30 protein-coding genes are annotated in these 26,204 nt (G+C 63.8%); 2 read left to right on the top strand and 28 right to left on the bottom strand.

Annotated elements, in window-relative coordinates:
• The first annotated feature begins 27 nt into the window (after window positions 1–27).
• Window positions 28–582 carry a methyltransferase family protein gene (locus tag H3221_RS02960; protein WP_196476357.1) on the top strand — a complete coding sequence of 185 codons (555 nt, stop codon included), beginning with the start codon at window positions 28–30 and terminating at the stop codon, window positions 580–582.
• 15 nt (window positions 583–597) lie between these two features.
• Here H3221_RS02960 and H3221_RS02955 read toward each other — a convergent pair whose 3' ends face one another.
• The 23 genes from H3221_RS02955 to H3221_RS02845 form a co-directional block, all read right to left on the bottom strand.
• Complete coding sequence (locus tag H3221_RS02955; RefSeq protein WP_196476356.1) at window positions 598–1,191, bottom strand: Sbal_3080 family lipoprotein; 594 nt, start codon at window positions 1,189–1,191, stop codon at window positions 598–600.
• Between the two features lie 65 nt (window positions 1,192–1,256).
• Window positions 1,257–1,697, bottom strand: a complete 441-nt coding sequence (locus H3221_RS02950; RefSeq protein WP_074676402.1) for an excinuclease — start codon at window positions 1,695–1,697, stop codon at window positions 1,257–1,259.
• A 101-nt stretch (window positions 1,698–1,798) separates the two neighbouring features.
• On the bottom strand, window positions 1,799–2,188 hold the full coding sequence (locus H3221_RS02945) for a hypothetical protein (RefSeq protein WP_196476355.1): 390 nt from the start codon (window positions 2,186–2,188) through the stop codon (window positions 1,799–1,801).
• Between the two features lie 26 nt (window positions 2,189–2,214).
• The gene (locus H3221_RS02940) at window positions 2,215–3,441 is read right to left on the bottom strand and encodes a beta-ketoacyl-ACP synthase (protein WP_196476354.1); all 1,227 of its coding nucleotides are present in this window, start codon (window positions 3,439–3,441) and stop codon (window positions 2,215–2,217) included.
• On the bottom strand, window positions 3,441–4,184 hold the full coding sequence (fabG, locus tag H3221_RS02935) for a 3-oxoacyl-ACP reductase FabG (protein ID WP_160019131.1): 744 nt from the start codon (window positions 4,182–4,184) through the stop codon (window positions 3,441–3,443). The genes H3221_RS02940 and fabG overlap by 1 nt, the downstream gene beginning before the upstream one ends.
• Window positions 4,177–4,641 carry an ApeP family dehydratase gene (locus H3221_RS02930; RefSeq protein ID WP_196476353.1) on the bottom strand — a complete coding sequence of 155 codons (465 nt, stop codon included), beginning with the start codon at window positions 4,639–4,641 and terminating at the stop codon, window positions 4,177–4,179. The genes fabG and H3221_RS02930 overlap by 8 nt, the downstream gene beginning before the upstream one ends.
• Window positions 4,638–5,840, bottom strand: coding sequence for a beta-ketoacyl-[acyl-carrier-protein] synthase family protein (locus tag H3221_RS02925; RefSeq protein WP_196476352.1), 1,203 nt, complete (start codon window positions 5,838–5,840; stop codon window positions 4,638–4,640). The genes H3221_RS02930 and H3221_RS02925 overlap by 4 nt, the downstream gene beginning before the upstream one ends.
• Window positions 5,840–6,334 carry a hypothetical protein gene (locus tag H3221_RS02920; RefSeq protein ID WP_196476351.1) on the bottom strand — a complete coding sequence of 165 codons (495 nt, stop codon included), beginning with the start codon at window positions 6,332–6,334 and terminating at the stop codon, window positions 5,840–5,842. The genes H3221_RS02925 and H3221_RS02920 overlap by 1 nt, the downstream gene beginning before the upstream one ends.
• On the bottom strand, window positions 6,334–7,053 hold the full coding sequence (locus H3221_RS02915) for a class I SAM-dependent methyltransferase (RefSeq protein WP_178094695.1): 720 nt from the start codon (window positions 7,051–7,053) through the stop codon (window positions 6,334–6,336). The genes H3221_RS02920 and H3221_RS02915 overlap by 1 nt, the downstream gene beginning before the upstream one ends.
• A gap of 12 nt (window positions 7,054–7,065) precedes the next feature.
• Entirely contained in the window at window positions 7,066–8,313 is a 1,248-nt protein-coding gene (locus tag H3221_RS02910) for an NAD(P)/FAD-dependent oxidoreductase (protein ID WP_160019135.1), read from the bottom strand.
• Window positions 8,300–9,448, bottom strand: coding sequence for a cation:proton antiporter (locus tag H3221_RS02905; RefSeq protein WP_196476350.1), 1,149 nt, complete (start codon window positions 9,446–9,448; stop codon window positions 8,300–8,302). The genes H3221_RS02910 and H3221_RS02905 overlap by 14 nt, the downstream gene beginning before the upstream one ends.
• Complete coding sequence (locus tag H3221_RS02900) at window positions 9,445–11,772, bottom strand: MMPL family transporter (RefSeq protein ID WP_196476349.1); 2,328 nt, start codon at window positions 11,770–11,772, stop codon at window positions 9,445–9,447. The genes H3221_RS02905 and H3221_RS02900 overlap by 4 nt, the downstream gene beginning before the upstream one ends.
• Window positions 11,756–12,382, bottom strand: coding sequence for an outer membrane lipoprotein carrier protein LolA (locus H3221_RS02895; protein WP_397427954.1), 627 nt, complete (start codon window positions 12,380–12,382; stop codon window positions 11,756–11,758). The genes H3221_RS02900 and H3221_RS02895 overlap by 17 nt, the downstream gene beginning before the upstream one ends.
• Window positions 12,383–12,420: 38 nt before the next feature.
• Window positions 12,421–12,846: an acyl-CoA thioesterase gene (locus tag H3221_RS02890; protein ID WP_074913745.1), complete on the bottom strand. Its 426-nt coding sequence runs from the start codon at window positions 12,844–12,846 to the stop codon at window positions 12,421–12,423.
• An 83-nt stretch (window positions 12,847–12,929) separates the two neighbouring features.
• Window positions 12,930–14,471, bottom strand: coding sequence for an HAL/PAL/TAL family ammonia-lyase (locus tag H3221_RS02885; RefSeq protein ID WP_196476348.1), 1,542 nt, complete (start codon window positions 14,469–14,471; stop codon window positions 12,930–12,932).
• A complete protein-coding gene (locus H3221_RS02880) occupies window positions 14,452–15,399 on the bottom strand; it encodes an LpxL/LpxP family acyltransferase (protein WP_397427944.1) in 948 nt (315 codons plus the stop codon). The genes H3221_RS02885 and H3221_RS02880 overlap by 20 nt, the downstream gene beginning before the upstream one ends.
• Window positions 15,396–16,142 carry a glycosyltransferase family 2 protein gene (locus tag H3221_RS02875; protein WP_192980251.1) on the bottom strand — a complete coding sequence of 249 codons (747 nt, stop codon included), beginning with the start codon at window positions 16,140–16,142 and terminating at the stop codon, window positions 15,396–15,398. The genes H3221_RS02880 and H3221_RS02875 overlap by 4 nt, the downstream gene beginning before the upstream one ends.
• Complete coding sequence (locus tag H3221_RS02870) at window positions 16,135–17,799, bottom strand: acyl-CoA synthetase family protein (RefSeq protein WP_196476346.1); 1,665 nt, start codon at window positions 17,797–17,799, stop codon at window positions 16,135–16,137. The genes H3221_RS02875 and H3221_RS02870 overlap by 8 nt, the downstream gene beginning before the upstream one ends.
• Window positions 17,796–18,341, bottom strand: a complete 546-nt coding sequence (locus H3221_RS02865) for a COG4648 family protein (protein WP_192980249.1) — start codon at window positions 18,339–18,341, stop codon at window positions 17,796–17,798. Before H3221_RS02865 ends, H3221_RS02870 begins: the two co-directional genes overlap by 4 nt.
• Before the next feature lie 4 nt (window positions 18,342–18,345).
• Complete coding sequence (locus tag H3221_RS02860; protein WP_192980248.1) at window positions 18,346–18,612, bottom strand: acyl carrier protein; 267 nt, start codon at window positions 18,610–18,612, stop codon at window positions 18,346–18,348.
• An 11-nt stretch (window positions 18,613–18,623) separates the two neighbouring features.
• Window positions 18,624–18,884: a phosphopantetheine-binding protein gene (locus tag H3221_RS02855; RefSeq protein ID WP_017678587.1), complete on the bottom strand. Its 261-nt coding sequence runs from the start codon at window positions 18,882–18,884 to the stop codon at window positions 18,624–18,626.
• Window positions 18,865–19,674, bottom strand: coding sequence for a lysophospholipid acyltransferase family protein (locus H3221_RS02850; RefSeq protein WP_196476345.1), 810 nt, complete (start codon window positions 19,672–19,674; stop codon window positions 18,865–18,867). Before H3221_RS02850 ends, H3221_RS02855 begins: the two co-directional genes overlap by 20 nt.
• Window positions 19,647–20,363, bottom strand: coding sequence for a beta-ketoacyl synthase chain length factor (locus tag H3221_RS02845; RefSeq protein ID WP_192980246.1), 717 nt, complete (start codon window positions 20,361–20,363; stop codon window positions 19,647–19,649). The genes H3221_RS02850 and H3221_RS02845 overlap by 28 nt, the downstream gene beginning before the upstream one ends.
• Before the next feature lie 249 nt (window positions 20,364–20,612).
• On the opposite strand from H3221_RS02845, the gene H3221_RS02840 reads away from it, so the two are divergent.
• On the top strand, window positions 20,613–21,386 hold the full coding sequence (locus tag H3221_RS02840) for a ParA family protein (protein ID WP_160019146.1): 774 nt from the start codon (window positions 20,613–20,615) through the stop codon (window positions 21,384–21,386).
• A gap of 82 nt (window positions 21,387–21,468) precedes the next feature.
• Here the strand turns inward: H3221_RS02840 and H3221_RS02835 are convergent, their stop codons facing one another.
• From H3221_RS02835 to H3221_RS02815, 5 genes are all read right to left on the bottom strand, one after another.
• Window positions 21,469–22,110, bottom strand: a complete 642-nt coding sequence (locus H3221_RS02835; protein ID WP_160019147.1) for a flagellar biosynthesis protein — start codon at window positions 22,108–22,110, stop codon at window positions 21,469–21,471.
• Window positions 22,111–22,351: 241 nt separating this feature from the next.
• On the bottom strand, window positions 22,352–23,149 hold the full coding sequence (locus H3221_RS02830) for a universal stress protein (protein ID WP_196476344.1): 798 nt from the start codon (window positions 23,147–23,149) through the stop codon (window positions 22,352–22,354).
• A 122-nt stretch (window positions 23,150–23,271) separates the two neighbouring features.
• Entirely contained in the window at window positions 23,272–23,715 is a 444-nt protein-coding gene (locus H3221_RS02825; RefSeq protein ID WP_196476343.1) for a YiiD C-terminal domain-containing protein, read from the bottom strand.
• A 177-nt stretch (window positions 23,716–23,892) separates the two neighbouring features.
• Window positions 23,893–24,327 (bottom strand): thioredoxin TrxC, encoded by a 435-nt coding sequence (gene trxC, locus H3221_RS02820; protein ID WP_196476342.1) that lies wholly within the window; start codon window positions 24,325–24,327, stop codon window positions 23,893–23,895.
• A gap of 58 nt (window positions 24,328–24,385) precedes the next feature.
• Window positions 24,386–26,176 (bottom strand): SLC13 family permease, encoded by a 1,791-nt coding sequence (locus H3221_RS02815; protein WP_196476341.1) that lies wholly within the window; start codon window positions 26,174–26,176, stop codon window positions 24,386–24,388.
• Window positions 26,177–26,204 lie beyond the last annotated feature (28 nt).

The raw sequence follows: 26,204 nt of genomic DNA, 5'->3' as shown, positions 1-26,204 counted from the left end.
CAGAGGCAGGGATAGAGGGAGGATGCAGTGACAATCTGGCAGTTGGCGGCTTTTGTGATGCTCAGCGCAGTGCTGGTAGGCATTTCCTGGCGCACCTTGGGCAATCCGCGCAGTCACGGCTTCTATCGATTCCTCGCCTGGGAGGCGATGGCGCTGATGCTGGTGCTCAATGCGCCGTCCTGGTTTGGCGACCGGGGTGAACTGCATCAGCGCATATCCTGGGGGCTACTGAGTCTTTCGCTGGCGGTGCTGTTTGCGGGCGTGTACCAGATGCGCCGTTTTGGTCAGGCGGGTACGCAGCGCCAGGATGATGAGCTATTCGCCTTCGAGCGCACGTCGCGACTGGTGACGGGCGGTATCTTCCGCTACATCCGCCATCCGATGTACTGCTCGTTGCTGCTGCTGGCCTGGGGCATCGCTTTCAAGCGCATCGATGCGCTGATCGTCCTGCTGGCTGTGCTTTCCAGTGCGCTGCTGTGGTGTTCGGCGCGCTGCGAAGAGCGCGAGTGCCTGGCCTATTTCGGCGAGGCCTACCGCGAGTACATGGGGCGAAGCTGGATGTTCGTGCCGCTCGTGCTCTGATCTCACGCAGGGTTGCTATTGCGCGCTCTGGTGCTCCAGCAGCAACTGTCGATAGGCGCGCTGATAGTCTTCATAGCCGAGGTTCTGCTGTTGCAGGTCGCGCACTCGTTCATCCAGGCTTTTGCGTGGCCCGGGTGTCGAGGTGGCCTGTGTGGCAGGTGGGATTGTGCTGCTCAACTGAGCGCTGGCCAGCAACTCGTCGATGACCGGGTCGATTTTGCTTTTGGTGCCTTGCCATTTCATCAGCGACAAACCGCCTTTGCCGCGCAGGTGATAGTTGGCCTTGGCCAGTGTCTGACGACGGGGGCCAAGGATGGTGATTTCGGCGGTGGACAGATAGGGCGCCATGTCCCAGGAGCGGCGGGCGGTGTATGTCACCACATAAGGGCAGTCTGCTCTGGGAATCTTCGAGTAGATCTGCGTCTGGATTCCATGCCGTGCGAAGCCTTCCTGCAGTACGGACACGAAGTCGCTGACCTGAACTTTTGGGTTCTCTTCGATACACATCTGGTCGGCCGCCGCCTTTAGTGGCGTGACCCGGGTAGCAGTGCAACCGCTGAGTAGGGTTATCGCTGCGAGCAAGGGCAGGGTTATGCGTAGTTTCGACATGGGCGAGGGCTTCCTTGCGTGAAAAGGCCACCTCGAAGGCGGCCTTTGCGTGAGTGCCGCTGGTGTCACTTCACCTTGGCGTATTTGGCCTTCAGCGCGACACCGGCCATGATGGCGCCGGCATGGCATTCGTATTTGCTGTCGTCGCGGTATTCCTTGTTCTTGTAGTTGCTGGCCAGGTCGACCACGGCGTTGGCACCGGCAGCCTTGGCGGCGTTCTGCAGTTTGATCAGGGCCGATTGTAGAACCCAGCTGCAGGCTTCTTCATCACTCTTGTTGAAAGCGTTGGTCTTCTGGCTGGTGGTGACGTTGGCGTTGATGATCTGTGCGCCAGCCGGAGTCTTGTTCAGGTAGAACTTCACCGAACCGTCGAGACGACCGGCCTGGGTGGCTTCGTTGACCACCGACTGGAAGTCGAGGAAGTGAGCGGTGTCGCGCGCCTGGCTGAGGCCGGGCAGCAGGGCGACGGAGAGAAGAGCGGCAGTGGTCCAGATTTTGGCTTGCATGGGTATCTCCTTGAATATCACTGTGTGTAAGAGCGCGTTCAACGTCTGCTGCGCGTGGGCCTGTCGCACTGATGAGCAGGCCGTTACCAACCAGGCACCTGCTAGAAGGAAGCCCTGTTCAGTTCCTGCTGGATGCTGCGATCCAGATTATGGATCCAGTTGTTGTAATTGCGATGGATCTTGCCGTTCTTGTAGCCAAGGTTCTGGCTGTCGCGATAGCGGATCGAATAGCTTGACACGCTATAGGGAATGGTGATCTCGGCCTGGTGGCTGCGACGCTGGATCAACGCCATGATATTGCCCCGGTCGGCACGCTCGACCGTCCACTGGCGGTTTTGCAGGGCGCTGAGAATAGCGCGGCGCATATCATCCTCATTCCTGACCGCCGAAGTGGGTGTACGGTTCTCAATGTTCATCACCGGTTTTGACGTACAGGCTGCGACGCCCAGCAGCAGCGCAACGATCAGAGCAGATCGAGTGAAATGAGACATCATCCTTGTTCCTTGTCAGTTGAAGGTCAGTGCCAGCGCTTGAAGATCAGCGAGGTGTTGACGCCACCAAAGGCGAAGTTGTTGTTCATCACGTACTCATGGCTCATCTGGCGGAACTCGCCGCGCAGATAGTCCAGCTCACCGCAGGCCGGGTCGATCTCGTCCAGGTTCAGGGTGTAGACGTAGCTGTCCGAGTTCATCATTTCGATGCTGAACCAGGACTCCAGCGCCCCGCAGGCGCCCAGGGTATGGCCGAGGTAGCTCTTCTGCGAGCTGATCGGCATCCGCGCGCCGAACAGGCTGCTGGTGGCCAGGGTCTCGGCGACGTCGCCCTGTTCGGTGGCAGTGCCGTGGCCGTTAACGTAACCGATGGCCTCCGGCGCCAGGCCCGCGTCGTCCAGCGCCAGTTGCATCGCCCCGCGCATGGTTTCCTGCACCGGCTTGGTGGCGTGCTGGCCGTCGGAGTTGCAGCCGAAGCCGACGATCTCGGCATGGATGGTGGCGCCACGGGCGAGGGCGTGCTCCAGCTCTTCGAGCACCAGGATGCCGGCGCCTTCACCGATCACCAGGCCGTCACGGCCGCTGTCGTAGGGGCGCGGGCTGGTGTGCGGCGCGTCGTTTTTCAGGCTGGTGGCGTAGAGCGCGTCGAAGACCATGGCTTCGGTGGGGCACAGCTCTTCGGCGCCGCCGGCGACCATCATCTTCAGGCGGCCGAACTTGATCGCCTCGTAGGCATAGCCGATGCCCTGGCTGCCACTGGTGCAGGCGCTGGACGTGGGGATCAGGCGGCCCTTGAGACCGAAGAAGATGCTGATATTGGCCGCCGTGGTGTGCGGCATCATGCGGATATAGGAATTGGCGTTGAGGCCGTCCGCCACCGAGTTCAGCAGCATGTTGCCGAAGGCCTTGACCTCCTCGGTGCTGCCGGTGGACGAACCACAGGCTACACCCATGCGCCCGTCGGCGATGCATGGGTCGCCGAGCAGCCCGGCGTGCTCCAGGGCGCGTTCGGCGGCATACACGGCCAGCTTGGACACCCGGCCCATGCTGCGCGTCTGCTTGCGGTTCCAGTGCTTGGGCTGGACGAAATCGTCCACCGGCCCACCCAGACGGGTGTTCAGCTCGGTGAAGCGGTCCCATTCGTCCATGCGGCGGATACCACTCTTGCCAGCCTTGAACGCGGCCGAGATGGTTGGCCAGTCACTGCCCAGCGAGGTGATACCGGCCATGCCGGTGATGACTACACGTTTCATCAACACAAACCACCATTCACCGCGAGAACCTGGCGCGTAATGTACGCCGCCTCGTCGGACATCAGAAAGTTCACCGCACCGGCCACCTCTTCGGGGGTGCCCATACGGGCGGCCGGGATCATCTTGAGAATCTCGTCCACCGGTACCAGCTCGTCGAGGATCTCGGTATCGATCAGGCCGGGCGCTACGCAGTTGACGGTGATCTTGCGCTTGGCCAGCTCGATCGCCAGGGCCTTGGCGGCGCCGATCACGCCGGCCTTGGACGCGCTGTAGTTGACCTGACCGCGGTTGCCGACCAGACCCGATACCGAGGTGATGCAGACGATGCGGCCTGGCGCGCGGCGACGAATCATCGGCATGGTCAGCGGGTGCAGCACGTTGAAGAAACCGTCCAGGTTGGTACGCATGACCTGATCCCAGTCGTCCTCGGACAGCGCCGGAAAGGCGCCATCGCGGGTCAGGCCGGCGTTGCACACCACGCCATAGTAGGCGCCGTGTTGCTCGACATCGGCCTCCAGCGCCTCGCGGCAGGCTGCGCGGTCGGACACGTCGAATTGCAGGATGCGCGCCTGGCGACCCAGTTCGGCGATCTGCGCCTGCACGGCTTCGGCCTCATCGCGGCGCGAGCGGCAGTGCAGGACGATGTCATGGCCCGAGCGCGCCAGGCGCAATGCAATGGCGCGGCCGATACCACGGCTGGAGCCGGTGACCAGAACGGTGGCGGCAGAAGTGCTTTCAGTCATGGGATTGTTCTTGCTGCTCTTGTAGATAGACCGCCGGTTGCGGCGGGCGGAACACGTTGAGGCGGGCTTCGGCCTGGATGCCGGGGCCTTGCAGGTGGCATTCGAACACACCCATGCCATTGTCGTCCTGTAGCGAGCACAGGGCGCGGATACGCAATTCGCTTGCGGCCGGAAAGCTCTCGACGTTGCAGGTGTACTTGCGGGTGCCGAGGAGAAAGCCCAGCTCCACCGGCAAACCAGCTCGCTTGGCCTGGATACCGGCAAAGGCGGCAATGGCCTGTGCCATCAGCTCGATGCCGGTCCAGGCCGGCAGGCTGCCGTCAGCATCGCTGAGCAGGCCGCCGGGGCGCACTGTGAGGCGTACCTCGATCGCTTCGCTATCGCAGCTCAGTACTTCATCGAGCAGCACCATGTTGCCCGCATGGGGTACCAGTTCGGCGACTGGCCACAGGCTCATGACGCATCTCCCAGGATCAGCGCGACATTGTTGCCGCCGAAGGCGAAGGAGTTGCTCATCAGGTAGCGACCCTTGTCGCGGGCCAGGCGTGCGCCAGGCTGGACGAGCTCGAGGGGCGCCAGTTCGGGGTCGTGCTGGCCATCCCAGAGGTGTGGCGGAAGCAGACCGTCGCGGTTGTATTCGCTCAGGGTGAGCCAGCAGAAGGCCGCTTCCAGCGCGCCGGCAGCGCCCAGGGTGTGGCCGGTCATGGGTTTGCTCGAAGAGCAGGGCAGGCTGTCGGGGAACAGCGCGTGCACGGCCTTGCTCTCCATCACGTCGTTATGTCGGGTAGCGGTGCCGTGCAGGTTGAGATAGTCGATTTCGCTGGCGCCGACGCCGGCCTGGATCAGCGCCTTCTCCATGGCTGCTCGGGCGCCGAGACCTTCCGGGTGCGGTGCGGAGATATGGTGGGCGTCCGAGGTGGCGCCTCCGCCGAAGAAGGCGATGGGGCCATGCTCGCGGGTCATCAGGAACAACGCCGCCGCCTCACCGATATTGATGCCGTGGCGGTTCACCGAGAACGGATTGCAGGGTTCGGCGCAGACGGCTTCCAGCGACGAGAAGCCATTCAGGGTGAGGCGGCACAGGCTGTCGACGCCACCGCAGATCACCGCATCGCACATACCCTGGCTGAGCAGGCGATGAGCGCTGAGCATGGCGCGGGCGCTGGAGGTACAGGCCGTGGACTGGCAGTACACCGGGCCCGTCAGGCCCAGCCAGTCGGCGAGGAAGTTGGCCGGTGCAGCCATTTCCTGTTGGGCGTAGTCGTATTCGGCGGGTAGCACGCCTTCGTTGAAGTGACGCGCGATATGCTCACCCGCTTCACGGATGCCCGAGGTGCTGGTGCCCAGCACCAGGCCGACGCGCTGCGCGCCAAAGCGGGTGATGGCTGCGCGCAGCTCGGGCTCGATCTGCTGCGCAGCGGCCAGCAGCAACTGGTTGTTGCGGCTGTGGAATGCCTCGAAACCTGCAGGCATGTCGGGCAGATCGACATGCACGGCGCCTACCGTCAGGCTGCGGTCGCTGACCCAGCCCGCTTCGGCACGCATGCCCGACGCGTCGCCGGCAAACAGCGCATTGGCCACGGCCTGCTTGCCTTCGCCGAGGGCGCAGAGCAGGCCGAGTGCATTGAGGTAGCCGGGAGTGGGGGAACGGTGCATCAGTCGCTTTCTTCCAGGTTCAGTACGCGTATCCGGTAGTTCAAACCGGTCTTGCCAAGGGTGAAATCCAGTGGGCCGTGGTAATCGATGACCCAGTCCGGCTCGAGTCGGCGCCGCTCATCATTCACCTGCTGCCAGCTGCCGGGCGGGTAAGCATGCAGTGCGTCGGCGCGAGCCAGGGCGAACAGCAGCGTGGCGAACAGCTCGCGCGCTTCGCTATTGGGTGGCAGCAAGCCGTCGTTGTGCCACTTCCCGGCATCCAGCAGCTGGCGGGCCAGGGGAATGCCGAGCGGATCCAGCAGCGACCAGCGCAGGAGCGAACCTTCCTGCTGGATCACCAGCAACCAGTCCTGAAGCGCGTCCGCCTGTTCACGCCGGATCTGCAAGGTGAGCGGCAAGGGCGCGACCAGTGCCGGGGCCACTTGCGGCACGGGTGTGCGTGCGGTGCAGGCGCCCAGCAGCAGGCTGGCGACGAGCAGGAGTATGCGTGGCATCACGGTTTGCGCGCCACCACGTTGAGCAGCGTTTCGTCGCGTTGGCCGACCGGCTTGGGCCGCATCAGGCCCCAACGTTCCAGCAGGCCGAAGTCCTTGGCCCGGCTCCACCACAGGTAGGGGTAGGAAACGCGGGTATCGTCGAATTGGAAGCCCTGTGCACGCAGCATGTCCAGGTACTGCTCGGCGCTACGTTGCACGTGCATCGGATGGCGGAACAGCCAGCGGATCACCCAGGTATCGATATAGAACTTGGTCGACTCGGCCAGCAGCAGTCGGCCACCGGGCTTGAGCACGCGCCAGAATTCGGCGAGCGCCTGTTCCTGCTCCACCAGATGGTGCAGGGTCTGATGGCAGAACAGCAGGTCGACGCTGGCGTCGGGCAGGTCGATGGAGGCGCAGTCGCTGGCGATCAGTTCGACCTCCAGGCCCAGGCGCTCGGCCTCGCGACGCGAGCACTCGAGGCTGTGCGGGTCGGCGTCGAGACCGATCATCCGTGTCGGTGCGAAGGCGGCGTTGAGCAGGCCGAAGGAACGGCCCTGACCGCAGCCGGCATCGAGCAGCACGGGTGCTTGCGGCAGCGGGCTGCCGGTCAGGCGCACCAGGTCGTTGATCGCGACCCGCAACACATGGTGTTGCCACACATGGCTCTGCAGGAACCAGAAGCCGAAGCGGGTTTCTTCGACGTAGGTGGGCGAGACGGGGCGCAGGGCGTTCATCGACTATCCTTGTCAGTTTGGGGAGCAAAGCTCTGCGAGTACTCGCAGGCGCCGGCGTGGTTCAGAAACATAGGGATTTTTACCGTCCCAGGCGTAGCCGGCAAGGATCGAACTGATCATGCGGCGAATTTCTGGGGAGGCGTTCTCGTAATAGATCACGTCCTGGAAGGAGCCCTCGTACCAGCCCTCGACGTAAACGCGGAAGGTATCGACGCCGCGTTTGAGCGGGATGGCGAACTCGTTTTCCCAGTCCACCGCTTCGCCGTTCAATTGCCGATGCAGCAGCCCGGCGGCCATGCTCGCCGAGCGCATGGCGATGGTCACGCCCGAGCTGAACACCGGATCGAGGAACTCGGCGGCGTTGCCCAGCAGCGCGAAGCCCGGGCCGTGCAGGCTCTTGACGTTGGCCGAGTAACCGTTGATCTCGCGCGCCGGGGTGTCCCACACGGCGTTACCCAGCACCTTGCTCAGCGACGGTGTTTCGGCGACGAACTGCTTGAGGCAGGCATCGAGATCTTTCGGGGAGTTCTGATAGTGCTCGGCCGCGGCGACCACGCCCAGCGAGCAGCGGCCGTTGCTGAATGGAATGGTCCAGAACCACACGTCACGCAGGGTCGGGTGAGTGGTGATGAGGATCATCTCGCGGTTGAAACCCGAGGCTGGATCGATGTTGTCCTCGATGTGGGTGAACACCGCGCGGCGGACCGGGAAGGCCGACGGCGTGTCGAGATCGAGCAGGCGCGGCAGTACGCGGCCATAACCGCTGCCGTCGAGGACGAAGGCGCACTCGACTTGGTATTCATGGCCGTCGGCCAGGCGGCGTACCGACAGGCGCGGGCAGTCGCCGCTGAAGTCGGCAGCGAAGATTTCCTCTTCGTAGCGGATTTCTACGCCCTGACGCTCGGCCTCGTCGGCCAGCAGCTTGTCGAAGTCGGCGCGGATCACCTGATAGGTCGAGCCCTTGCCCTCGGTGAACTTGTCGCGAAAGTCGAAGCTGGTATAGCGCTCGCCCCAGGCGAATGCGGCGCCGTGCTTGGTCTGGAAACCGGCGGCCTGAACCGCTTCGAGCATGCCGGCCTCTTCGACGAAGTCCAGGCAATGCGACAGCAGGCTCTCGCCGATGGAAAAACGCGGGAAGCGCTGGCGCTCCAGCACCAGTACGTCATGGCCCTGGCGCTTGAGAATGGCGGCGGCGATGGCGCCGGAGGGGCCGGCACCGATGACGACGATCTGACGCTGTTCGAGTTCAGGAGATTTCATAGCGGGCTTTCGCTTCATGATTGACGGTGTGCCGGCCCAGCAGGGCAGGCAACAGAGTAGAGAACAGACTCATCAGCAGCAGGCCGAAGTACACCGTTGAATCAATCAGCTGGAGCTGCAGGAGCAGGTTTAGGAACACGATTTCGGTCAGGCCACGGATGTTCAGCAGCAGGCTTTCACGCCACTTGATCCGCGCCGACGCAGCCGGGTCTGCCCAATGCAGGCCCAGCCAACTGCCAAGCACCTTACTGATGACCGGCAGTGCCAGCAGGGTACCTATCACCAGCCAGGACATGTGTTGATCCAGGCCATGGAAATCCACACGCAGCACGCCATAAGTGAGAATCAGCGGGACCGCGATACCATTCATCAGCAGCTTCCAGTGGCGCTGCGACAACGGCAGGACGAAGGGTTGCTTCAGATAGGCCAGACACAACATGTAGGCGATGCCGAACACCAGCGCATTCAGTCCAAGCTGTTGAAACAGCAGCATCAGGGCGAAGAACGGCAGGCTATAGCACGACGGGTGGCGCCACTTGAACGCGCGCGCGAGCAGCGGCAGCAATGCCGCCAATAGCGGCCAGAGCAGCGTCGCCGGTTGGCTGCTGCCCTGGGCCAGGCCGAACAGGCACCAGCACATGAAGTCCATCAGGATTGCCGCATGCAGCAGACGCTTGGTGTCGGCGGCCGGGTAACCGACGCTCTGCAGAAACAGATAGAGCACCGGGATGGCGGTGATGGAGAACAGCAGGCCAATGCCCACCGCGCTCAGCCAGCCGCGCTCGCCGGGCAGTAGCCAGAGCGAACAGACCAGGCCCGCCAGCATGGGCACGAGAAAACTCGGCAGGGCGATCTTCACGCAGGCCGGGCTGACATCGAGGTCGATCACGTCGCTGAGGATGTAGCCGAGCAGCAGCGCGAAACACAGGCCATAGGCAACACTCAGCCAGTCGGGCGCCAGCAGCTCGTTGGCGCTCAACTGCCAGTGCGGCTCGGCCCACAGCAACAGCAGCGCAGGAATGACCAGCGCCGCTACCAGCAACTGGCCGACGATGGGAATCAAGCGGCGCCCGCCGACGACCGCGACCAGTGCATAGATGGCCAGGGCCAGCAACCAGAACAGGGCGACCGTCATGGCTGCTTTTCCTTTGCGTGTGCGTCACCCGCCCAGGGGGCGAGGAGGAAGCTGAACGCCAGGCCGATGCTGATGGCCAGGCCGAAGTTGCTCACCGCAGGTGTACTGGAAACGGCCAGCAGGCCGAACGACAACCAGGTGGTCAGCGCCGACAGCAGTGTGCCGAGCAGGCTGGTGGCCGCACCGCCGACCCGCTCGCGAATGAGGATGGCGTAGTCCACGCCGATGGCGGTGACCAGCAGCAGACCGAACAGGCTGAACAGGGTCAAGGGCTGGCCAAGCCAGCCGAGACTGGCCAGGCTGGCCAGCGCGGCCAACAGAGAAACCGCCAGTACGCGAGCGGCGCCGCGTACGCCGAAGAAGGTGCAGAGTACGGCGAAGATCAGCAGGCAGGAGGCCAGCTTCAGTTCGGCGGCGCTGACTTGCGTGGCGGCGAACAGGCGATTGAGCTCGCCGAGACGGTCGACCAGTTTTACCCCGTCGAGTCCTTCGGCCTGGGCGTCGAGCAGGTCGCTGTCGGTCAATCCTTGCAGGCTGATCAGCCCGGCGACCCGGTCGTCATCGGCGTTGCCCAGCCAGAGTGGTCGCCAGGGCTCACTCAGCGGCGCGGCGAGCACCTGCTCGATACTCAGCGTCGGCAGGGCTTGCAGCTGTTGTGCTTCCTGTTCGATGGCAGCGGCGGGGATGCCCAGTTCGCTGAGTGCGGTGCTGTGGCTCGGGAGTTGTGCCACGGCCTGACGCAGTTTTTCCTGCTGTGTGGCCGGCGCGATCAGTTGGCTCAACGCCAGATAGCTCTTCAACTGACCCTGCTCGACCAGCCTGTCCAGGCGCTGGCTCAACGACTGCTGGCGTTGCAGCAATTGCTCTTCATCGTCGCCGCGCACCAGAAAGAACTGACTGGTCGGTTGCATGCCGACGATCTGGCTGATGGTTTTCGATTGCTCCAGCAATTGCGGCGGCACGCTGGCCCACTGGCGCAGGTCGTCCTCGTGCGAGAGCTGCAGCAGGCCACCAGCGCAGAACAGGGCGAAGATCAACAGCAGCCAGGGTGTGGGCAGTTTACGCAGCAAGGCTTCGCGCCAGTCGAGCAGACGCTGTGCCAGGACATGCGGCGGCTGCCAGGGGCGGATCTCGGCTTTGCCGAGCAGCGTTGGCAGCAGGAACAGGGTGCTCAGGTAGGCGCCGAGCAGGCCGGCTGCGGAAAAGATCGCTACCTGCTTGAGTGCCGGGAACGGCGTGAAGGCCAGGGCCAGATAGCCGATGACGTTGGTCAGCAGACCGAGACTCAGACCGAGCAGCGTGGCGCGCAAGGCACGCCAGCTATCCCAGGGTTGCAGCGTCCAGCTCTTCGACAGCAGGTGCAGGGGGTAGTCGATGGCCACGCCGATCAGGCTGGCGCCCAGCACCAGGGTCATCACGTGGATGTGGCCGAACACCGCGACGCAAGCCGTGAGCCCGGCGAATACGCCAATGGCAGCGGGGATGAAGGCGAGCAACACGCGTACCCGGCGAAACACCAGCAGCAGCATCAACAGGACGCCGGCACTGGCGATGCTGCCCATCAGGCTGATTTCGCGTGTGGCCTCGCGCTGGCCGTGGGCGGAGTACAGCAACCCGCTGCTGGCGAGCAATTGGCCGCCGCGTGCCTGCACCTCGTCGCGGGCCTGAATGACCAGATCGTCCACCGCCAGCGCCAGGTTGCCGTCGAAGGCGTCGGCATTGGTGCGGGCGCGTAGCAGGGCCCAGGTGATTCCCTCGCTTTCGGCGATCAGCGCGCCGCTGAGATCGACCTGGACATTGTGGTGGTGGGGAAGGCCTTTCTCCACCAGGGTGCTGAGGCCGAGCAGGTCATCGTTGGTGGCAACCACGCCCTGGCTGCGGAAGGGGTCGAACAGATCCTGAACACGTCGTTCGACGAAGGCGGCCGGGTTGTCGATCAGCAATTGGCGGTCGGCAGCCGGCAACAGCGCCAGGCGCTGATCCTGCAATTGCTGACGTATGCCAGACAGGTCGGCTTGCGGCTCCCACTGTACCTTCTCGAACAGCGCCTGCTGCTGCCAGCGCGTGCCCAGTGCGGCTGCAAGCGCCAGGGCTTGTTCGCGCTGCGGGTGGCTGATCAGCACCAGCAGCTCGCGGTTGAGCGGCTCCTGCATGCGTTGCACGGCCTGCTGCTCGAGCGCGTCCGGCTTGCCGTTGGGTACCAGCTCCAGCAGGTTGGCCGTGATGGGCGCGCCGCCGCGCCACTGCCAGGCTGCAACGATAATGAGCAGAAGCAGGGCGAGCGGGAACAGCCGTGAACCCCAGTATTCAACTCTGGAAGTCATGTTGCTCCGCATCGCTCAGGGACTGATCGGCCTGACTGTCCTCAAGGCGCAGCACGGTGCTGTCGCCCTGGGTTTCCTGTAGCTCGATGCGCTGTACCAGCTCACCGCCATTGATGACGATGGCCTTGAAGACCTGCTTGAGCAGAACGCTGCGAGGCGTCAGATCGAGCTGCCAGGCCTCGGCTGTGCCGCTCAGGCTGAGCTCGAAATCCTGACGCAGGCCGCTGCTGTCGCCCTTGAGCACGGCGAGGAACAGGCGATTCTGCTGAGCGGTGGCGCTTTGCTGGGCGACGAACTGCCAACCCTGCTCACTGCGTCGGGCGATGCCTTGGACGTCGATACGATAATCCTGCTGCAGCGGGCGTTCGAGCAGCCAGAGCAGGCCGTGATCCTTGGCCAGGACGAAGTGGCCACGGCTGGTGAGCGGTTGCGGCAGGGCGCGCAGGTGTTTTTCCTGGATGAAACTGCCGCGCACCACCTCGGGCTCGCCGAGTTGTGCGCTGAGCTGCTCGAGGTCGAAGGCCATGGCCTGCTGGGCAAGGCCCGCCAGCAGTAGCCCGGAGATAATCCGGGCGATGCACCTGGCAATGAGGTTTTTCCCGGATTGCATCCGGGCTACGCCAGCCAGGGCGGCGCTGAGCAGGCGGTTCACGCGATGGCCCTCTGCACGGCATCGATGAAGACCTGTGGTGAGGCGAACTGCATTTCCCGCGTGGCGATTTCCACGGCGACTTGCACGGTGCTGCCGCGGGTCATGCGCTCGCCCGTCTCGGCATCGCTGATCAGGTAATTGATCTTCAGGCGGCTTTCCCACTCCACCAGATCGGCGCGCACGATGATGCGCTGGCCGAATTGCGCGCCGCGCACGTAGCGCACTTGCAGATCGATCACCGGCCAGGCGTAGCCGGAGTCGCGCATCTGCCGGTAGTTGTGGTCGAGCTTGTCGAGCAGGGCGCAGCGCGCCTGCTCGAAGTATTTGACGTAATGGCCATGCCAGACGATTTCCATCATGTCGACATCGTAGAACTGCACCTGCAGTTCGATTTCCGCCTGCAAGACGCCTGACTTACGCATGGATTGCTCCTGAGCCGATGGTGCGCATGGCGCACCCTACTTGGTAGTGGGGCATCGGGTGCGCCATGCGCACCAGAACAGGCTCAGGCATACAGCCTCCAGTGCTGGGTGCGGATGCGTTCCAGGCACAGGCGCAGTTCGCCTTCAAGGGCGCGGTCTTCGATCACCGGCGGGAAGTCGTTGGCCAACTGCTCGCGCATGGCAGCCAGTGGCGCGGGGATGTCCTGCTTGCCGGCGCGCTCGCGCAGCCACACGCCCTGGTTGGCGGCCAGCAGCGTGGCGGCAGCGACCTGCTCGGTCAGTTCCAGGCTGCGCAGGGCATCGCGCGCGGCGATGGTGCCCATGCTCACCTTGTCCTGGTTATGGCATTCGGTGGAGCGCGAGAACACGCTGGCCGGCATGGTGTTCTTCAGCGCTTCGGCGGTCCAGGCGCTGGCGCCGATCTGCACGGCCTTGAAACCGTGGTTGATCATCGCCGTTTCGGCCGGCGCGCCGGACAGGTTGCTCGGCAGGCCGTGGTTGTAGCGAGAGTCCACTAGCAGGGCGAGCTGACGGTCGAGCAGGTCGGCGACGTTGCCGACCAGGTTCTTCAGGCTGTCCATGGCGAAGGCAATATGCCCGCCATAGAAGTGGCCGCCGTGCAGGGTGCGCTCGGTCTCGGCGTCGAACAACGGGTTGTCGTTGGCGCTATTGAGTTCGATCTCGATGAACTGACGCAGCAGGCCCAGGCTGTCGGCCAGTACGCCAAGTACGTGCGGCGCACAACGGATCGAGTAGCGATCCTGCAGGCGATGCAGTGGTGGCAGCGGCGCCTCGACGGCCAGATCCTGACGAATCCAGGCGGCGACCTGGGTCTGGCCCGGGTGCGGCTTGGCGGCGAACAGGCGCTCGTCGAAGTGCTCCGGGTTGCCCTCCAGAGCGATCACGTTGAGCGCGGTGATGCGCGTCGCCAGCTTCAGCAGGTAGTCGGCGCGGGCATAGGCCAGGCAGGCCAGGGCGGTCATCACGGCGGTGCCGTTCATCAGTGCCAGGGCTTCTTTCGGGCGCAGGGTCAGCGGCGTCCAGCCGAGTTCTTCATGCACCTCGGCGGCGCTGCGACGTTCGCCCTTGTACAGCACGTCGCGCTCACCGCTGAGGGTGGCGGCGACGTAGGACAGCGGAGTGAGATCGCCGCTGGCACCGACCGAGCCTTCTTCCGGGATCAGGGGCAGCACGTCGTGATCGATGAAGGCCTGGATGCGCTCCAGCAGTTCCACGCGCACGCCGGAAACACCGTGGCAAAGCGACTGCAGTCGGGCAGCCAGAACGGCGCGGCTGCTCGGCGCGTCGAGCAGTTTGCCCAGGCCGCAACCGTGGAAGGTAAACAGGTGCTTGGGCAGCGCCTCGACCTGATGCAGCGGCACCGCTACCACGCAGGAGTCGCCGTAGCCGGTGGTCACGCCGTAGATCACGCCTTCCTTGTCCAGCAGGGTGTCGAGGAAGCGTGCCCCCTTGGCGATCTTTTCCCGGTAGGCGGTATCATCCTGCAGCTGGGCGCGGGCCTGGCGCTGCGACAGGGCTACGATGTTCTCGATGGTCAGGGCGCGCTCGCCGAAGATCACCGGCTCAGGCTGGTATGTCGTCATCTCGCTTCCAGAAAGGGTAGAAGTTGAACCATTGCAGCGGTGCGTCCAGGCAGTGTTCGCCCAGGCGCTGCGCGTAACGTTGTGCCCAGCTGTGAACCACTTGGTCGCGCTCGCTGCGCTTCCAGCTCACCACATCGGCAAAGTGTTCCAGGCGCACCTGGTAGCGCCCGTCGATCTTCAGGCAGTGCATCAGCCCGACCGGGCATTGCAACAGGCCTGCCAGCAGCCAGGGACCTTGAGGGAATGCTGCGGGTTGGCCAAGAAAGTCGACCGTGACATTGCGTCCGCCATGCAGCGGCACGCGGTCCCCAGCGATAGCCAGCCACTCGCCGCGTTCCAGGCGCTCGGCCAGTTGCAGCATGATCGCCGGGTCCAGTTCGCTGACCTGAATCAGGCGCAGGTGGCTGGCGCCGGATTCGCCCAGCAGGCGGTTGAAGCGCTCGGCGTGCTTGGTGTGCACCAGTACGTTCATGCGTACCCGCTCGCCGAGTTCGGCCAGTGCCCGACAGACCTCCAGGTTGCCCAGGTGGGCGCCTACCAGCAGCCGTCCACGGCCGCCATCGTGCAGCGTGTCGCGCAGGTTGCCGGGGTCGACCAGTTGTAGTTCCTGCAAAGGCAGGCGGCCGTTCCACACATCGAGCTTGTCCAGCAGACTATCGGCGAATGCCAGGAACTGACGCAGTACCGAACGGCGGCTCGGGCGCAGATCGGGACGTGCGCCCCAGCTCGCCAGGTTGTTCTGGTACTGATGGATGCTGGTCCGCGCGCTGCGGCCGAAGATGTAGAAATACAAGACGATCAGGTACAGCAGCGGCACCAGGGGACGACGGCCAAGCAGGCGCGCCGCTACGACGGTAAAGCGCATCAGCAGAAAACTGCCGCGCTCCTTCTGCCGTGCCCAGTGGTCGTTGTGCTCGGCAGCGTTCATGCGACCAGCCTGCGCCATAGAATCCTCGGCGCGCGCAGCAGCATGCCGAAGAACAACCGGGCATGCATGCCCGAGATCAGGAGGTTGTCGTGCCACAGGCGAAAATGCGAAAGGCCATCGGCCGGGTAGTGCACGCGGGTCGGCAGCCAGTGCATCGGTTGTTCACGCCAGGCCATGCGCACCAGTATCTCGGTGTCGAAATCCATGCGCCGACCGAGTTGCACCGTATCGAGCAGGGCCAGGGTGGCCGGCAGCGGGTAGATGCGAAAGCCGCACATGGAGTCGCGAATCTGCAATGACAGGCAGTTGATCCAGACCCAGACGTGGGTCAGGTAGCGGGCGTAAAGGCGCGACCTGGGCACGCTCGCATCGTATTGCGGATAGCCACAGACCAAGGTTTGCGGATGAGCGCGAGCGGCGGCGATGAACTGATCCAGGGTGCTCAGGTCGTGCTGACCATCAGCGTCTACCTGCAGGGCATGGCTGTAGCCGAGGCGCGCTGCTTCGCGCAGGCCGGCCATCACTGCGCCGCCCTTGCCCTGGTTGCTCGGCAGGCGTAGCAGGTGAATGTTCGGCTGCTGCGCCAGTTCGTCGATTACCGCAGCGCAGGTTGCGTTCGAGCCGTCGTCCACCAGCAGGCACGGCAAGCCGGCGCTGCGCAGTTGCCCGACCACACCGGGCAATGGCCGCTCGTGGTCATACACTGGGATCACCGCGCAGGGATTGAAGCCTGGCTCAGCCATGGGCCTGCTCCAGCAGAATGCGCCCGGAAGAACAGGCAGCCTCGCCATTGCGATAAGCGAAATACAGCTTGCCGCGTTCGGCATCGAAACGCAGGGACAACTGCAGGGTGTCGCCGGGGCGCACCAGTTGCTGGAATTTCAGCACTTCCATGCCGGCGAAGCGCGGTGGCAGATGTGCGATCAACTGGCGGGCCAGTTGTTGGGCCCAGTCGACCTGTACCACGCCCGGCAGTACCGGCGTTTGCGGGAAATGGCCGGTGAAGTGGGCGAGATCCACTGGTACCTGCAATTGCAGCAGCCATTCGCCGTCGAGTTCTTCGCTACTGAGAGGCTCCACCCGCGTTGGACGTGGCGCGGCCAGCAGGGCGTCGATCTGGCTCTGCGCCAGCTTGCCCTGGCTGCTGTAGGGCAACTCCAGGAGCAGGCGCCAGCGGCGCGGCAGGGCGATGGCCTCGCAATGTTCGGCCAGGTGCCGGCGCAGGGTTTCGGTGACGGTGCGACGCCCCTGGTTGCGCAGGGCATGCACGCCGTTCGTGCTCAGGGCCAGCACGGCACCGAGGAAGGCTCGACCTTCCTGAATCACGCCAAGGCGGGCATCGGTCACCCAGTCATGACTCATCAGCGCCTGCTCGAGCATGGGCAGGGAGATGCGCTTCTCTTCCAGCTTGACGATGCGGTCGAGGCGCCCACGCAGGACGAAACGGCCGTCAGTGCCGATCTCGGCGGCATCTGCGCTCTGTTCGATATGCCCAGCTGGCAAGTACGGCGAAGCGATGCGCAGGGCGCCGGTTTCATCGAGGCTCAGCTCGACGCCTGGGAACGGCTGCCAGGCCGTATCGCCCTGACGCCAGCCAATGCCGCCGGTTTCCGAGCTGCCGTAGATTTCCGTCGGCCACTGGCCCAGGCGTTCGTGCAGGGATTCGGCCGCTTCGCCGGGCAGCGCGCCGCCGGAGGAAAATACCTGTTTCACGCGGCTCAGCGCCGACCAGTCGAGGTTGTCGCCCATGCGCTTGAGCAAGGCCGGGCTGGCTATCCAGGCAAAGTCGCCCTGATCCAGGCTGATGCGCTGCAGATCCTCGGGGAAGGGCACGGCGCGGCGGTACAGGGGGCGGCCTGCGCACAGTGGCCACAGCAGGCGAAACAGCAGGCCATAGATATGCTGGCAGGCGACACTGCCGAGGATGCTGGCCTGGCCGAGGTTCTGGCCCCACAACCGCTCCAGTGCTTCGACCTCGTTGGCCAGTTGCGCAAGGCTCTTGTCGATCAGCTTGGGTTCGCCACTGGAGCCCGAGGTGCACAGGGTCAGGCGGCAATGCTCGGGCAGCAGGCGTGCACCAGGCAGTGGCTCGGCATCCAGCTCGCTCAGGTCGTCCAGCCACAGGTCGATCTGGGCGGACAGGCGCTGCCGGGTTTGCGTCTGGGCATCGGCGGGCAGCAGTACCTGCACCCCGACGCGCCAGGCGCCGAGCAGAGCGATGGCCAGCTCGGCAGCATCTTCCAGATACAGCGCCACGCGTTGTACACCGCGCGCCTGCAGGGCTGCGGCCAGGCGCAAGGCGCGCTCACGCAGCTCTGGATGATGCAGCGCGGGTTCCAGAGCAACCTGACGCTCGGGCTGAGCCTTCAGCAACAGATCGGTGATGGGCAGCCAGGTCATTCGTATTTCCTTACCTGCTGGCGGATCAACCATTCGCCAGCGAACAACAGGCCAATCAGGCCGTAAGAGATGAATCCGGTGTAGAGCGTCCACCAGGAAAGCGGCGCCCACATCGCCAGCGCCATCAGCAGGAGCGTGTTGCCGAGGAAGAACAGCGCCCAGACCTTGGTGACGGTGCGCGTGTAGCGCACGGCGACGTCCGGCAGCTCCGGTTCACGCAGGCGCGCCATGCGTTCCACCAGTGGCGGGCCGAATTTCAGGCTGAGGCCAAACAGCGCCAGCAGCATCAGGTTGAGCAGTACCGGGTACCAGCGCAGCAGCGCCGGTTCGTTCGCGACTCCGAGCAGCAGGCAGAACACCAACGCCGCCACGGCCAGCCACAGGCCGCCCGGTCGGCGTCGTGCCGTCAGTGCGCGGGCAAGCCAGAGTCCGCCCAGCAATGCGGCGAACACACGTGGCGACCAATGCTCCAGGCCGTAATAGACGGCGAACGGATAGAGCACGCCGGCTATCAGCAAGAGCAGGCCAAACAGGCGAGCCATGGAGTCAGTCTTGGGCCTGAGGCGTGTCATTGATCAGGCGATAGACGGCTTCGACCACGTCGCCCACGCTGCGCACGCTCTTGAACTCTTCAGCGGCGAGCTTGCGCCCGGTCTGGCGCTTGATATGGTCGATCAGGTCGACCGCATCGATGCTGTCGATCTCCAGGTCTTCATACAGGCTGGCGTCGAGGGTCACGCGCTCGGCATCCAGCTCGAACAGCTCCACCAGGGCGCTACGCAGGGTGACGAAGATTTCTTCACGGCTTTGCATCGGTGAAAACCTCAGGCAGCTTTCTGGGCGGAAACGAACGCAGCCAGGCTCGCGACGTTGGCGAAGTGCTTGCGCGTGTCCTTGGCTTCAGCGTCGATCTTGATGCCGAAGCGCTTCTGGATCGCCAGCCCCAGCTCGAGCGCGTCCACCGAGTCCAGGCCGAGCCCTTCGCCAAACAGAGTCTGCTCCGCGCCAATGTCATCGGCGCTCATGTCCTCGAGGCCGAGGGCATCGATGATCAGGTTCTTGATTTCAAGTTGCAGATCGCTCATCTGAGGCGAGCTCCTTCATAAAGTGTTGGTGCAGATGGTCGTTGAGCTTGCGCGAGGCAATCGGCAATGGCGCCTGCTCGGTGAATTGCCGCGGGTCGATATCCTCCCCGACCCGCAGCCGAAAGTGAAAGCGGCGCGATGGAATGCTGTACCAGGGTTCGGCCTTGGTCAGCGTCGTAGGTGTCACGCTGATGACCACCGGGGTCACCACACTGGCGCCGCGCACGGCAATCGCGGCGGCACCACGATGAAATTCCGGGTTGGTGCCGGGTACGGTGCGGGTGCCCTCGGGGAAAATGATGAGGGTTTCGCCGTTCTGCAGGGCACCGGCAGCTTCGTCGAGCATGTCCATGCTGCCGCTGTTGCTGATGTACCGGGCGGCACGAATCGGCCCGCGCATGCAGGGGTTTTCCCACAGGCTCTGTTTGACCACGCAGTTGGCATCGCGGATGAAGGCAATCAGCACGACCACATCGATCAGCGAGGGATGATTGGCAATGACCATTTGTCCTGGACGGCCCAGGCGTTCTGCGCCCTCGACCTCATAGGTGAGAACACCGGTGCGGAACATGAACTCGACGAATATGCGAAACGTCCGGCTGACCACTGCACGCGCTCGGGTTCGCCGGCGCAGGGTGTCGCCGGGCAGCAGGCTGAGCAGCGGGAAGACAAGCACGCGCAGCAACACCCCGCCGACGCCGAATAGGGCGAAGCTCAGTGCGGTGGCGACAAGCCTCCATGCATAAGGCGGGCTGTAAGGGCTCAGGCCTCGTTGCGTGACCAGATCCATTGGCGGTCTTTCCAGTAGTGAATCAGCGTTGGCTGCCCACCATACAAGGCGCGCAGCAGGTTCAGGGGGTGTGGCCAGGCGGCGGGTAAGCCGGATTCGGCGGGGGCGAGGCTCAATGTCCAGGTTTTGCCCGGTTTCAGCAGCAGAGCCAGCGCGTAGGAGAAGGGTACGTCATCTATATAGGGCGTGTAGAGGTCAGGCGGTAATTCTTCTGCAATAACCAGTAATACTGCAGGAGCACCTTCGGCAAGCAGGCCACTGGCTTCGAGCATGGCCTGTTCCAGACCGTCCCCGGCAGCAGCCATGGCGGTCATCTCGCTGGTGTCTTCGCGCAGGATCGACCACAGGCCGATGATGGCGTTATGCACCGAGAGGCTGAATTGGGTGGGCGACAGCGGTTCGTCCTTCGCCAGTTCGCTGAGGATCGCCAGCGTGCGCGGCGTCTCGCCATGACGCGAGGCGAACACCAGTGGCAGAGGGCCTTGACCCTCTGCCAGCGGCCAGGCGACATGGAACAGCATCCGCGCCAGCCGGCTGAGGCGGCGGCGCTGCATGGCGGGTAGGAAACTCACGTCCGGCTGCTGCTGGTCGTCGGGCACGACCACGGGGGCGTTGCACCAGGCTCGCCAATCATCCTCTGACTCCAGGCCGGGGGCCCAGGCGCGCAATCCTTCGATCTGGAAATTCATAGCACGAGGCTTTTCGCCACTCCGGGCATACTGGTCGGCACGACGAGACGCCTGAAAGAGACAGTGTCAGTCAGTGCCATGGCATAGTGCCGGTACTTGTTCGGGCGGGCATTATCTAGATGCACGCAGCGCTGTGCAAATGTTGCGCAGCTTCTTCTGATGGGCGGATGATGGCGATGTGGCCTACGTCTCGTGCTTGTCATGGGCTTTGCATAGTATTCGGAACATTCCAGATCAGGGAGAGCGGCGATGCGACGTGTGGTGTTCAACCAGAAGGGGGGCGTGGGCAAGTCCAGCATCGCCTGTAATCTCGCGGCGGTAAGTGCGGCGCAGGGCTACCGTACGCTGCTGATAGACCTGGATGCCCAGGCCAACTCGACCCAGTACCTCACCGGGCTCACTGGTGAGGAAATCCCCATGGGCATTGCCGACTTCTTCAAACAGACCCTGTCTTCCGGGCCTTTCGCCAAGAAGGGCAAGGTGGATATCTACGAGACGCCGTTCGACAACCTGCATGTGGTCACCGCCACGGCAGAGCTGGCCGAGCTGCAGCCGAAGCTGGAGCAGAAGCACAAGATCAACAAACTGCGCAAACTGCTCGACGAGCTGGCCGAAGATTACGACCACATCTACCTGGACACGCCGCCAGCACTGAATTTCTATACGGTTTCAGCCTTGATCGCGGCAGACCGCGTGTTGATTCCCTTCGACTGCGACAGCTTCTCGCGCAACGCCCTGTACGGCCTGCTGGCCGAGATCGACGAGTTGAAGGAGGACCATAACGAGGATCTGGAGGTGGAGGGTATCGTGGTCAACCAGTTTCAGCCGCGTGCCACATTGCCGCAGCAACTGCTGGATGAGTTGGTCGCCGAGGGCTTGCCGGTGTTGCCGGTGAACCTGATGAGCTCGGTGAAGATGCGCGAATCGCACCAGGTGTGCACGCCACTGATCTATCTGGATGCACGGCACAAGCTGACCCAGCAGTTCGTCGAGTTGCACGATCTGCTGAACGCGGCAGATTGACGCTGTCCAAGACGGCTTGAGTAATAGATTTCAACAAGAACGCCCCAAGGTTATCGGGGCGTTCCTGTTTCAGCTTGATGCATCAGAGTTTGTTGGCGGTTTCCTGGGCGATTTCCCGGAGGCCAGCTTCGGTGATGGCCTTCCAGTCGCTGTCGGTAACGGCTTGCATGCCGTCGCTTTTCAGCGTGACGATCTCCATGTTCGGTTGGCCTGCGGCTTCGATGTTCAGGCGCGACTTGTTGTTGACCGTCACGTAGAAGAAGCCAGGCGAAAACCATGACCAGAACTCCTTGACGCGAACCTTCACCTCGGTAGCGCCTGCGGCGTTGGGCTCTGTCACCACGTCATAGCCGGCTTGCCGATAGGCAGAGGCCACAGACTCTTCGACCAGGGCGGAAACGGTGCGGCCAGATGGCAGCAGAACGTCGCCAAGCGCTTTGCCGTAGCCATTTCTCTTGCGACCAACGGCCCGCTCGGTGATCGAGCGATCAGCAGTTTCCGCATTCTTCAGTGACGGGATGTCGGCCTGACTCGGCTTGATTTCGAAAACGCGTTCATCGACTGCGCTGATGTACACCTTCTTGCCGTTGCCGGCTTCGGGGTTAGCGGCCAGCTCCAGTGAAGGAACCTTCACGTCGATCTCGGAACGACTCGTTGCGCAGCCAACGCAAAGCGCCAGCAGGAAGGTAACGGCGACCAGTCTGAAGGTCTTTTCCATACTCATGAAACTACTCCTTGTATGCATCGGTTTGGCCATTAGGCGGGGCGATTCTACAAAGATGATGGCTAATTGGCATCCGTGCTGCTGTGTCCAGGCATCGAGGGGGAGTCGGGGTGCCGACCATGGGTTTACGACGCCTCTGCTCGGAAGGCGCGCGTGTTGCCGCAGTGCAAAGGGCGGCAGATCGGCCGCCCTGAGTGAGGGTGATGGGGGGCGGGGCTTGGCGGCGATCTGACCGCGCGGGCTAGCGCACCACGAACACGTCGCACGGTGCCTTGTGCAGGAAATGCTGCGCCAGGCTACCCAGCAGTGCCTGGGAGAAGGCGCTGCGGCCGTGGCTGCCGAGCACCAGCAGTTCTGCTCGACGCGCCTTGATCTGCTCCTGCAGGCTGCGCAGGATGCCGCCCTGCAGCACGTCGTGGCTCAGCTTCGGCCCCCCAGGTGGCAGGCTTTGCGCTTCGTCCTGCAACAGCTGATCGATCAGGCCGCGCTGGGTCTGCAGTTGCAGTTCGACCTGCTGCGGCGTGCCCTTGTCCGGTTCGAATACATGCAGGGCGTGCAGCTCGGCATCGCCGGGCAACAGGCGATAGGCCTGGCCGAGGGCACTGCAGGCGCACAGGGAGAAGTCGATGGCGGCCAGCGCCCGCTGGTAAGGCTGGGCGTCGTTGCGCGCTACCAGCAGCAGCGGCACCGTGCAGCGGCGGGCAATGCGATCGAGGCTGGTGCCGGAGAAAAAGTCATGGCGCTGGTGGTGCCCGCCCAGCACCAGCAGGTCGCAGCCGCTGTCCTGAACCTGTTGCAGGACGACCTCGGAAGGTTTGCCGCTGAGCATGCGCAGTTCGGTGCCGGGTGGAGCGTATCGGGTCAGGCTGCGATCCAGCGCCTGGCGCGCCTTTTCGTGCTGTTCGCTACTCTGGCTGGGGTCGAGTACATGCAGGATGCTCAGGCGGGCCTTGTGCTGCTGAGCCAACTGCGTGGCACGGCACAACGCCATGTCAGCGGTGTCGCGCAGGTCATGGGCGATAAGAATATGGTTGAACATGGTGACGGCTCTCCTGCCGATACCCCTCGGCAATTTTATTGTGCCTGTTCAGATAGCCGCTCTTTTGACCTATGGCAAGGTCGGGGACTGTTACCGATTGCGAATGCAGGCAGCGGCGTGATTCAGCGTAAACGCAATTGGTAGTGGCCGCGACTTTCTGCGACCACTTCGCCGCTGCCGTCGGTCAGTTGCAGCTCCAGCAGATAGTCGGCCTTGCCCTGCAGGCTGGCTTGTTCTTCCAGGTGGACGATTGCCTCGGCCGAGAGGCGCGCCTCAACCTGAATGTCGCCCGTGGCCGGGCGGCGAAAGCGCAGGTTCATTTCCTTGATGATGGGGTAGAAGCGCTCGGCGTCGAAGCTGGTCAGAAACAGCGCGCCGCCGGGTATTTCGGCGAGGGTGAAGAGGGCGCCCGCGTACATGCTGCCGATATGGTTCTGGTTGCCTTGCAGGGGCATGCGCAGGCGCACAAAGCCTGGCTCCAGCACCTCGGCCCTGAGGCCGCTGCGTTTGACGAAGGCGATCTGTTCCTCGGTGAGCTGGCGAGCGATTTCAACGGGCAGCGGCATGGCAAAACTCCCTGAGTGGACGGTTTGCCAGACTAAGGGGCAGGGGGGGGCGCTGCAATTGACCGCAGCGCCCGTGCTGACTGACCGAAGCGCTCAATCGCCCCAAGCCTGCAGCCCGGATGCAATCCGAGGATAGCCGGCACGTTTCCCGGATTGCATCCGGGCTACAGGGGCATCCTATATGCCCTGCTGGCGCAGCCAGGCCTGCAGTTGGGGGAGAGGCATGGCGCCGCTCTGGCGGGCGATTTCGACGCCGTCCTTGAACAGGATCAGGCTGGGAATGGAGCGAATGCCGAGTTGCCCGGCCAGGTTCGGATTGGCCTCGCTGTCGAGCTTGCCCAGACGGCAGTGGCCTTGCAGTTGGGCGGCTGCCTGCTGGAAGGTCGGAGCGAAGGCCTGGCAGGGACCGCACCAACTGGCCCAGACATCCACCAGTAGTGGCAGGTCGCCCTTCAACTGACTGGCGAAGTTGGCTTGGGTGAGCGTGATGGGCGCCGCGGGCAGCACGTCACTCTTGCAGCGGCCGCAACGCGGGGCGTCGTGCAGACGCTCGGCGGGAATGCGGTTGAGCCCGTTGCAGTGTGGGCAGGGAATCAGCAGTGGATCGGACATGAGGCGAGGCTCCGTAGGTCATGCGCCTTACATGGAGCCAGCGCCAGCGGATATCAAGTCAGAGCGGGGTCAGCGGGAAGAACCAGGGGATGACCAGCGTGGCGACGCCCCACAGCAGCAGATTCAGGGGAATGCCGATCTTCATGAAGTCGGTGAAGCGGTAGCCACCAGCGTTGTAGACGAAGGTGTTGGTCTGGTAGCCGATGGGCGTGGCGAAGCTGGCGCTGGCGGCGAACATCACCGCGACCACGAAGGCGCGTGGGTCGACGCCCAGATGTTGGGCCATGCCGATGGCGATGGGCGTCACCAGCACGGCCACGGCATTGTTCGACAGCATCTCGGTCAGGATGGACGTGAACAGGTAGATGAAACTCAGCATCAGCAGCGGCCCGGCCCAGGGCAGCCAGCCCATGACATTTTCCACCAGCAGCTTGACCAGGCCGACCTTGTCCATGGCAATGCTGATGGCCAGCATGCCGAAGATCAGGCTGAGGATCTTCCAGTCGACGGCCTTGTAGGCGTCTTCCACATCCAGGCAACGGGTCGCCAGCACGGTGACTGCGCCGATGATCGCCAGGCCTTCGATGGGCATCACGCCAAAGGCGGCCAGCAGCATGACTGCCAGGGTCGAGAGAATCGCGATGGGCGCCTTGTCGCGGCGGAAGGCGCGCTCTTGCACGGCGTTGAGGCTGATCAGCTCGCCGTTGTCGGCGAAGCGTTTGATCTGCGCAGGTGTGCCCTCGACCAGCATCACGTCGCCGAATTGCAGCTCGAAATCATCGAGGTTGCCCTGCACGTTCTCGTCCTGGCGATGCACGGCGAGCACCGCGATGCCGTAGCGCGCGGTGAGGTCCAGATCGCGCATCGGCCGGTGGCTGTAGCGCGAGTTACGCCCGACGATGGCCTCGGCGAGGATCACGTCGTGGCTGCTGATGGTCTCGAAGGCGTCGCTCCGGTTGAAGCTCAGGTGGCCGCTTTCGCGCAGTTCCACGACATCCTTGACCTGGCCATGCAGCACCAGTCGGTCGCCGCTGGCCAGCAGGGTTTCGGCGCCGGGTTCGGTCAGCTCCTGCTCTTCACGGAACAACTTGAGCACCTGCAGGCCGCTGCCGCCATTGAGGTTGGCTTCGTGCAGGGTCTTGCCGATCATCGGTGAGCCCTGTGGCACCAGCAGTTCGGTCATGAAGGTGCGCGACAGGTCCGGGCGCAGCTGGCGCGACAGGGTCTCGCGTTCCGGCAGCAGGCGGTGGCCTACGGTCAGCAGATAGAGCATGCCGAAGGCCGCCATCACCAGACCGACGCCGGTAATCTCGAAAATGCCGAACGGCGCCATACCGGCCTTGCGCGCGACGCCGTCGACCAGGATGTTGGTCGAGGTACCGATCATGGTCAGGGTGCCGCCGAGAATGGTGGCGTAGGACAGTGGGATCAGCAGTTTTGAGGGCAGGGTGCCGGCGCGGCGCGCCAGTGCGATGGCTACAGGAGTGAGGATGGCCACCACCGGCGTGTTGTTCAGGCAGGCGGACACCACCAGCGCGGTGACGGTGAGGCCGGTGAGTACGCGAATCGGGCTGGTACCGACCAGATTGCCCAGCCAATTGCCGAGGGCGTCGATGCAGCCGGTACGCTCCAGCGCGGCGGAGAGCACGAACATGCAGGCGATGGTCACGGGGGCCGAGTTGGACAGCACACTGAGCACCTCGCCTGGCGTCAGCAACTGGCTGACCAGCAAGGCGGCCACGGCGATGGCGGCGACTATATCCGGGCTCCATTTTTCGCGGACGAAGGCATAGAGCACCCAGATCAGCAGGGCGCCGACGAACAGCAGCGGCAGGGAGTCCCAGAGCATGAAAATCCTTAGAACCGGCCTCTGGTCC

The organism is Pseudomonas chaetocerotis (genome assembly GCF_015712105.2).
Lineage (GTDB): Bacteria > Pseudomonadota > Gammaproteobacteria > Pseudomonadales > Pseudomonadaceae > Aquipseudomonas > Aquipseudomonas chaetocerotis.
The sequence above is the reverse complement of the archived record's forward strand: the minus strand, read 5'-3'. Positions and strand labels throughout refer to the sequence as shown.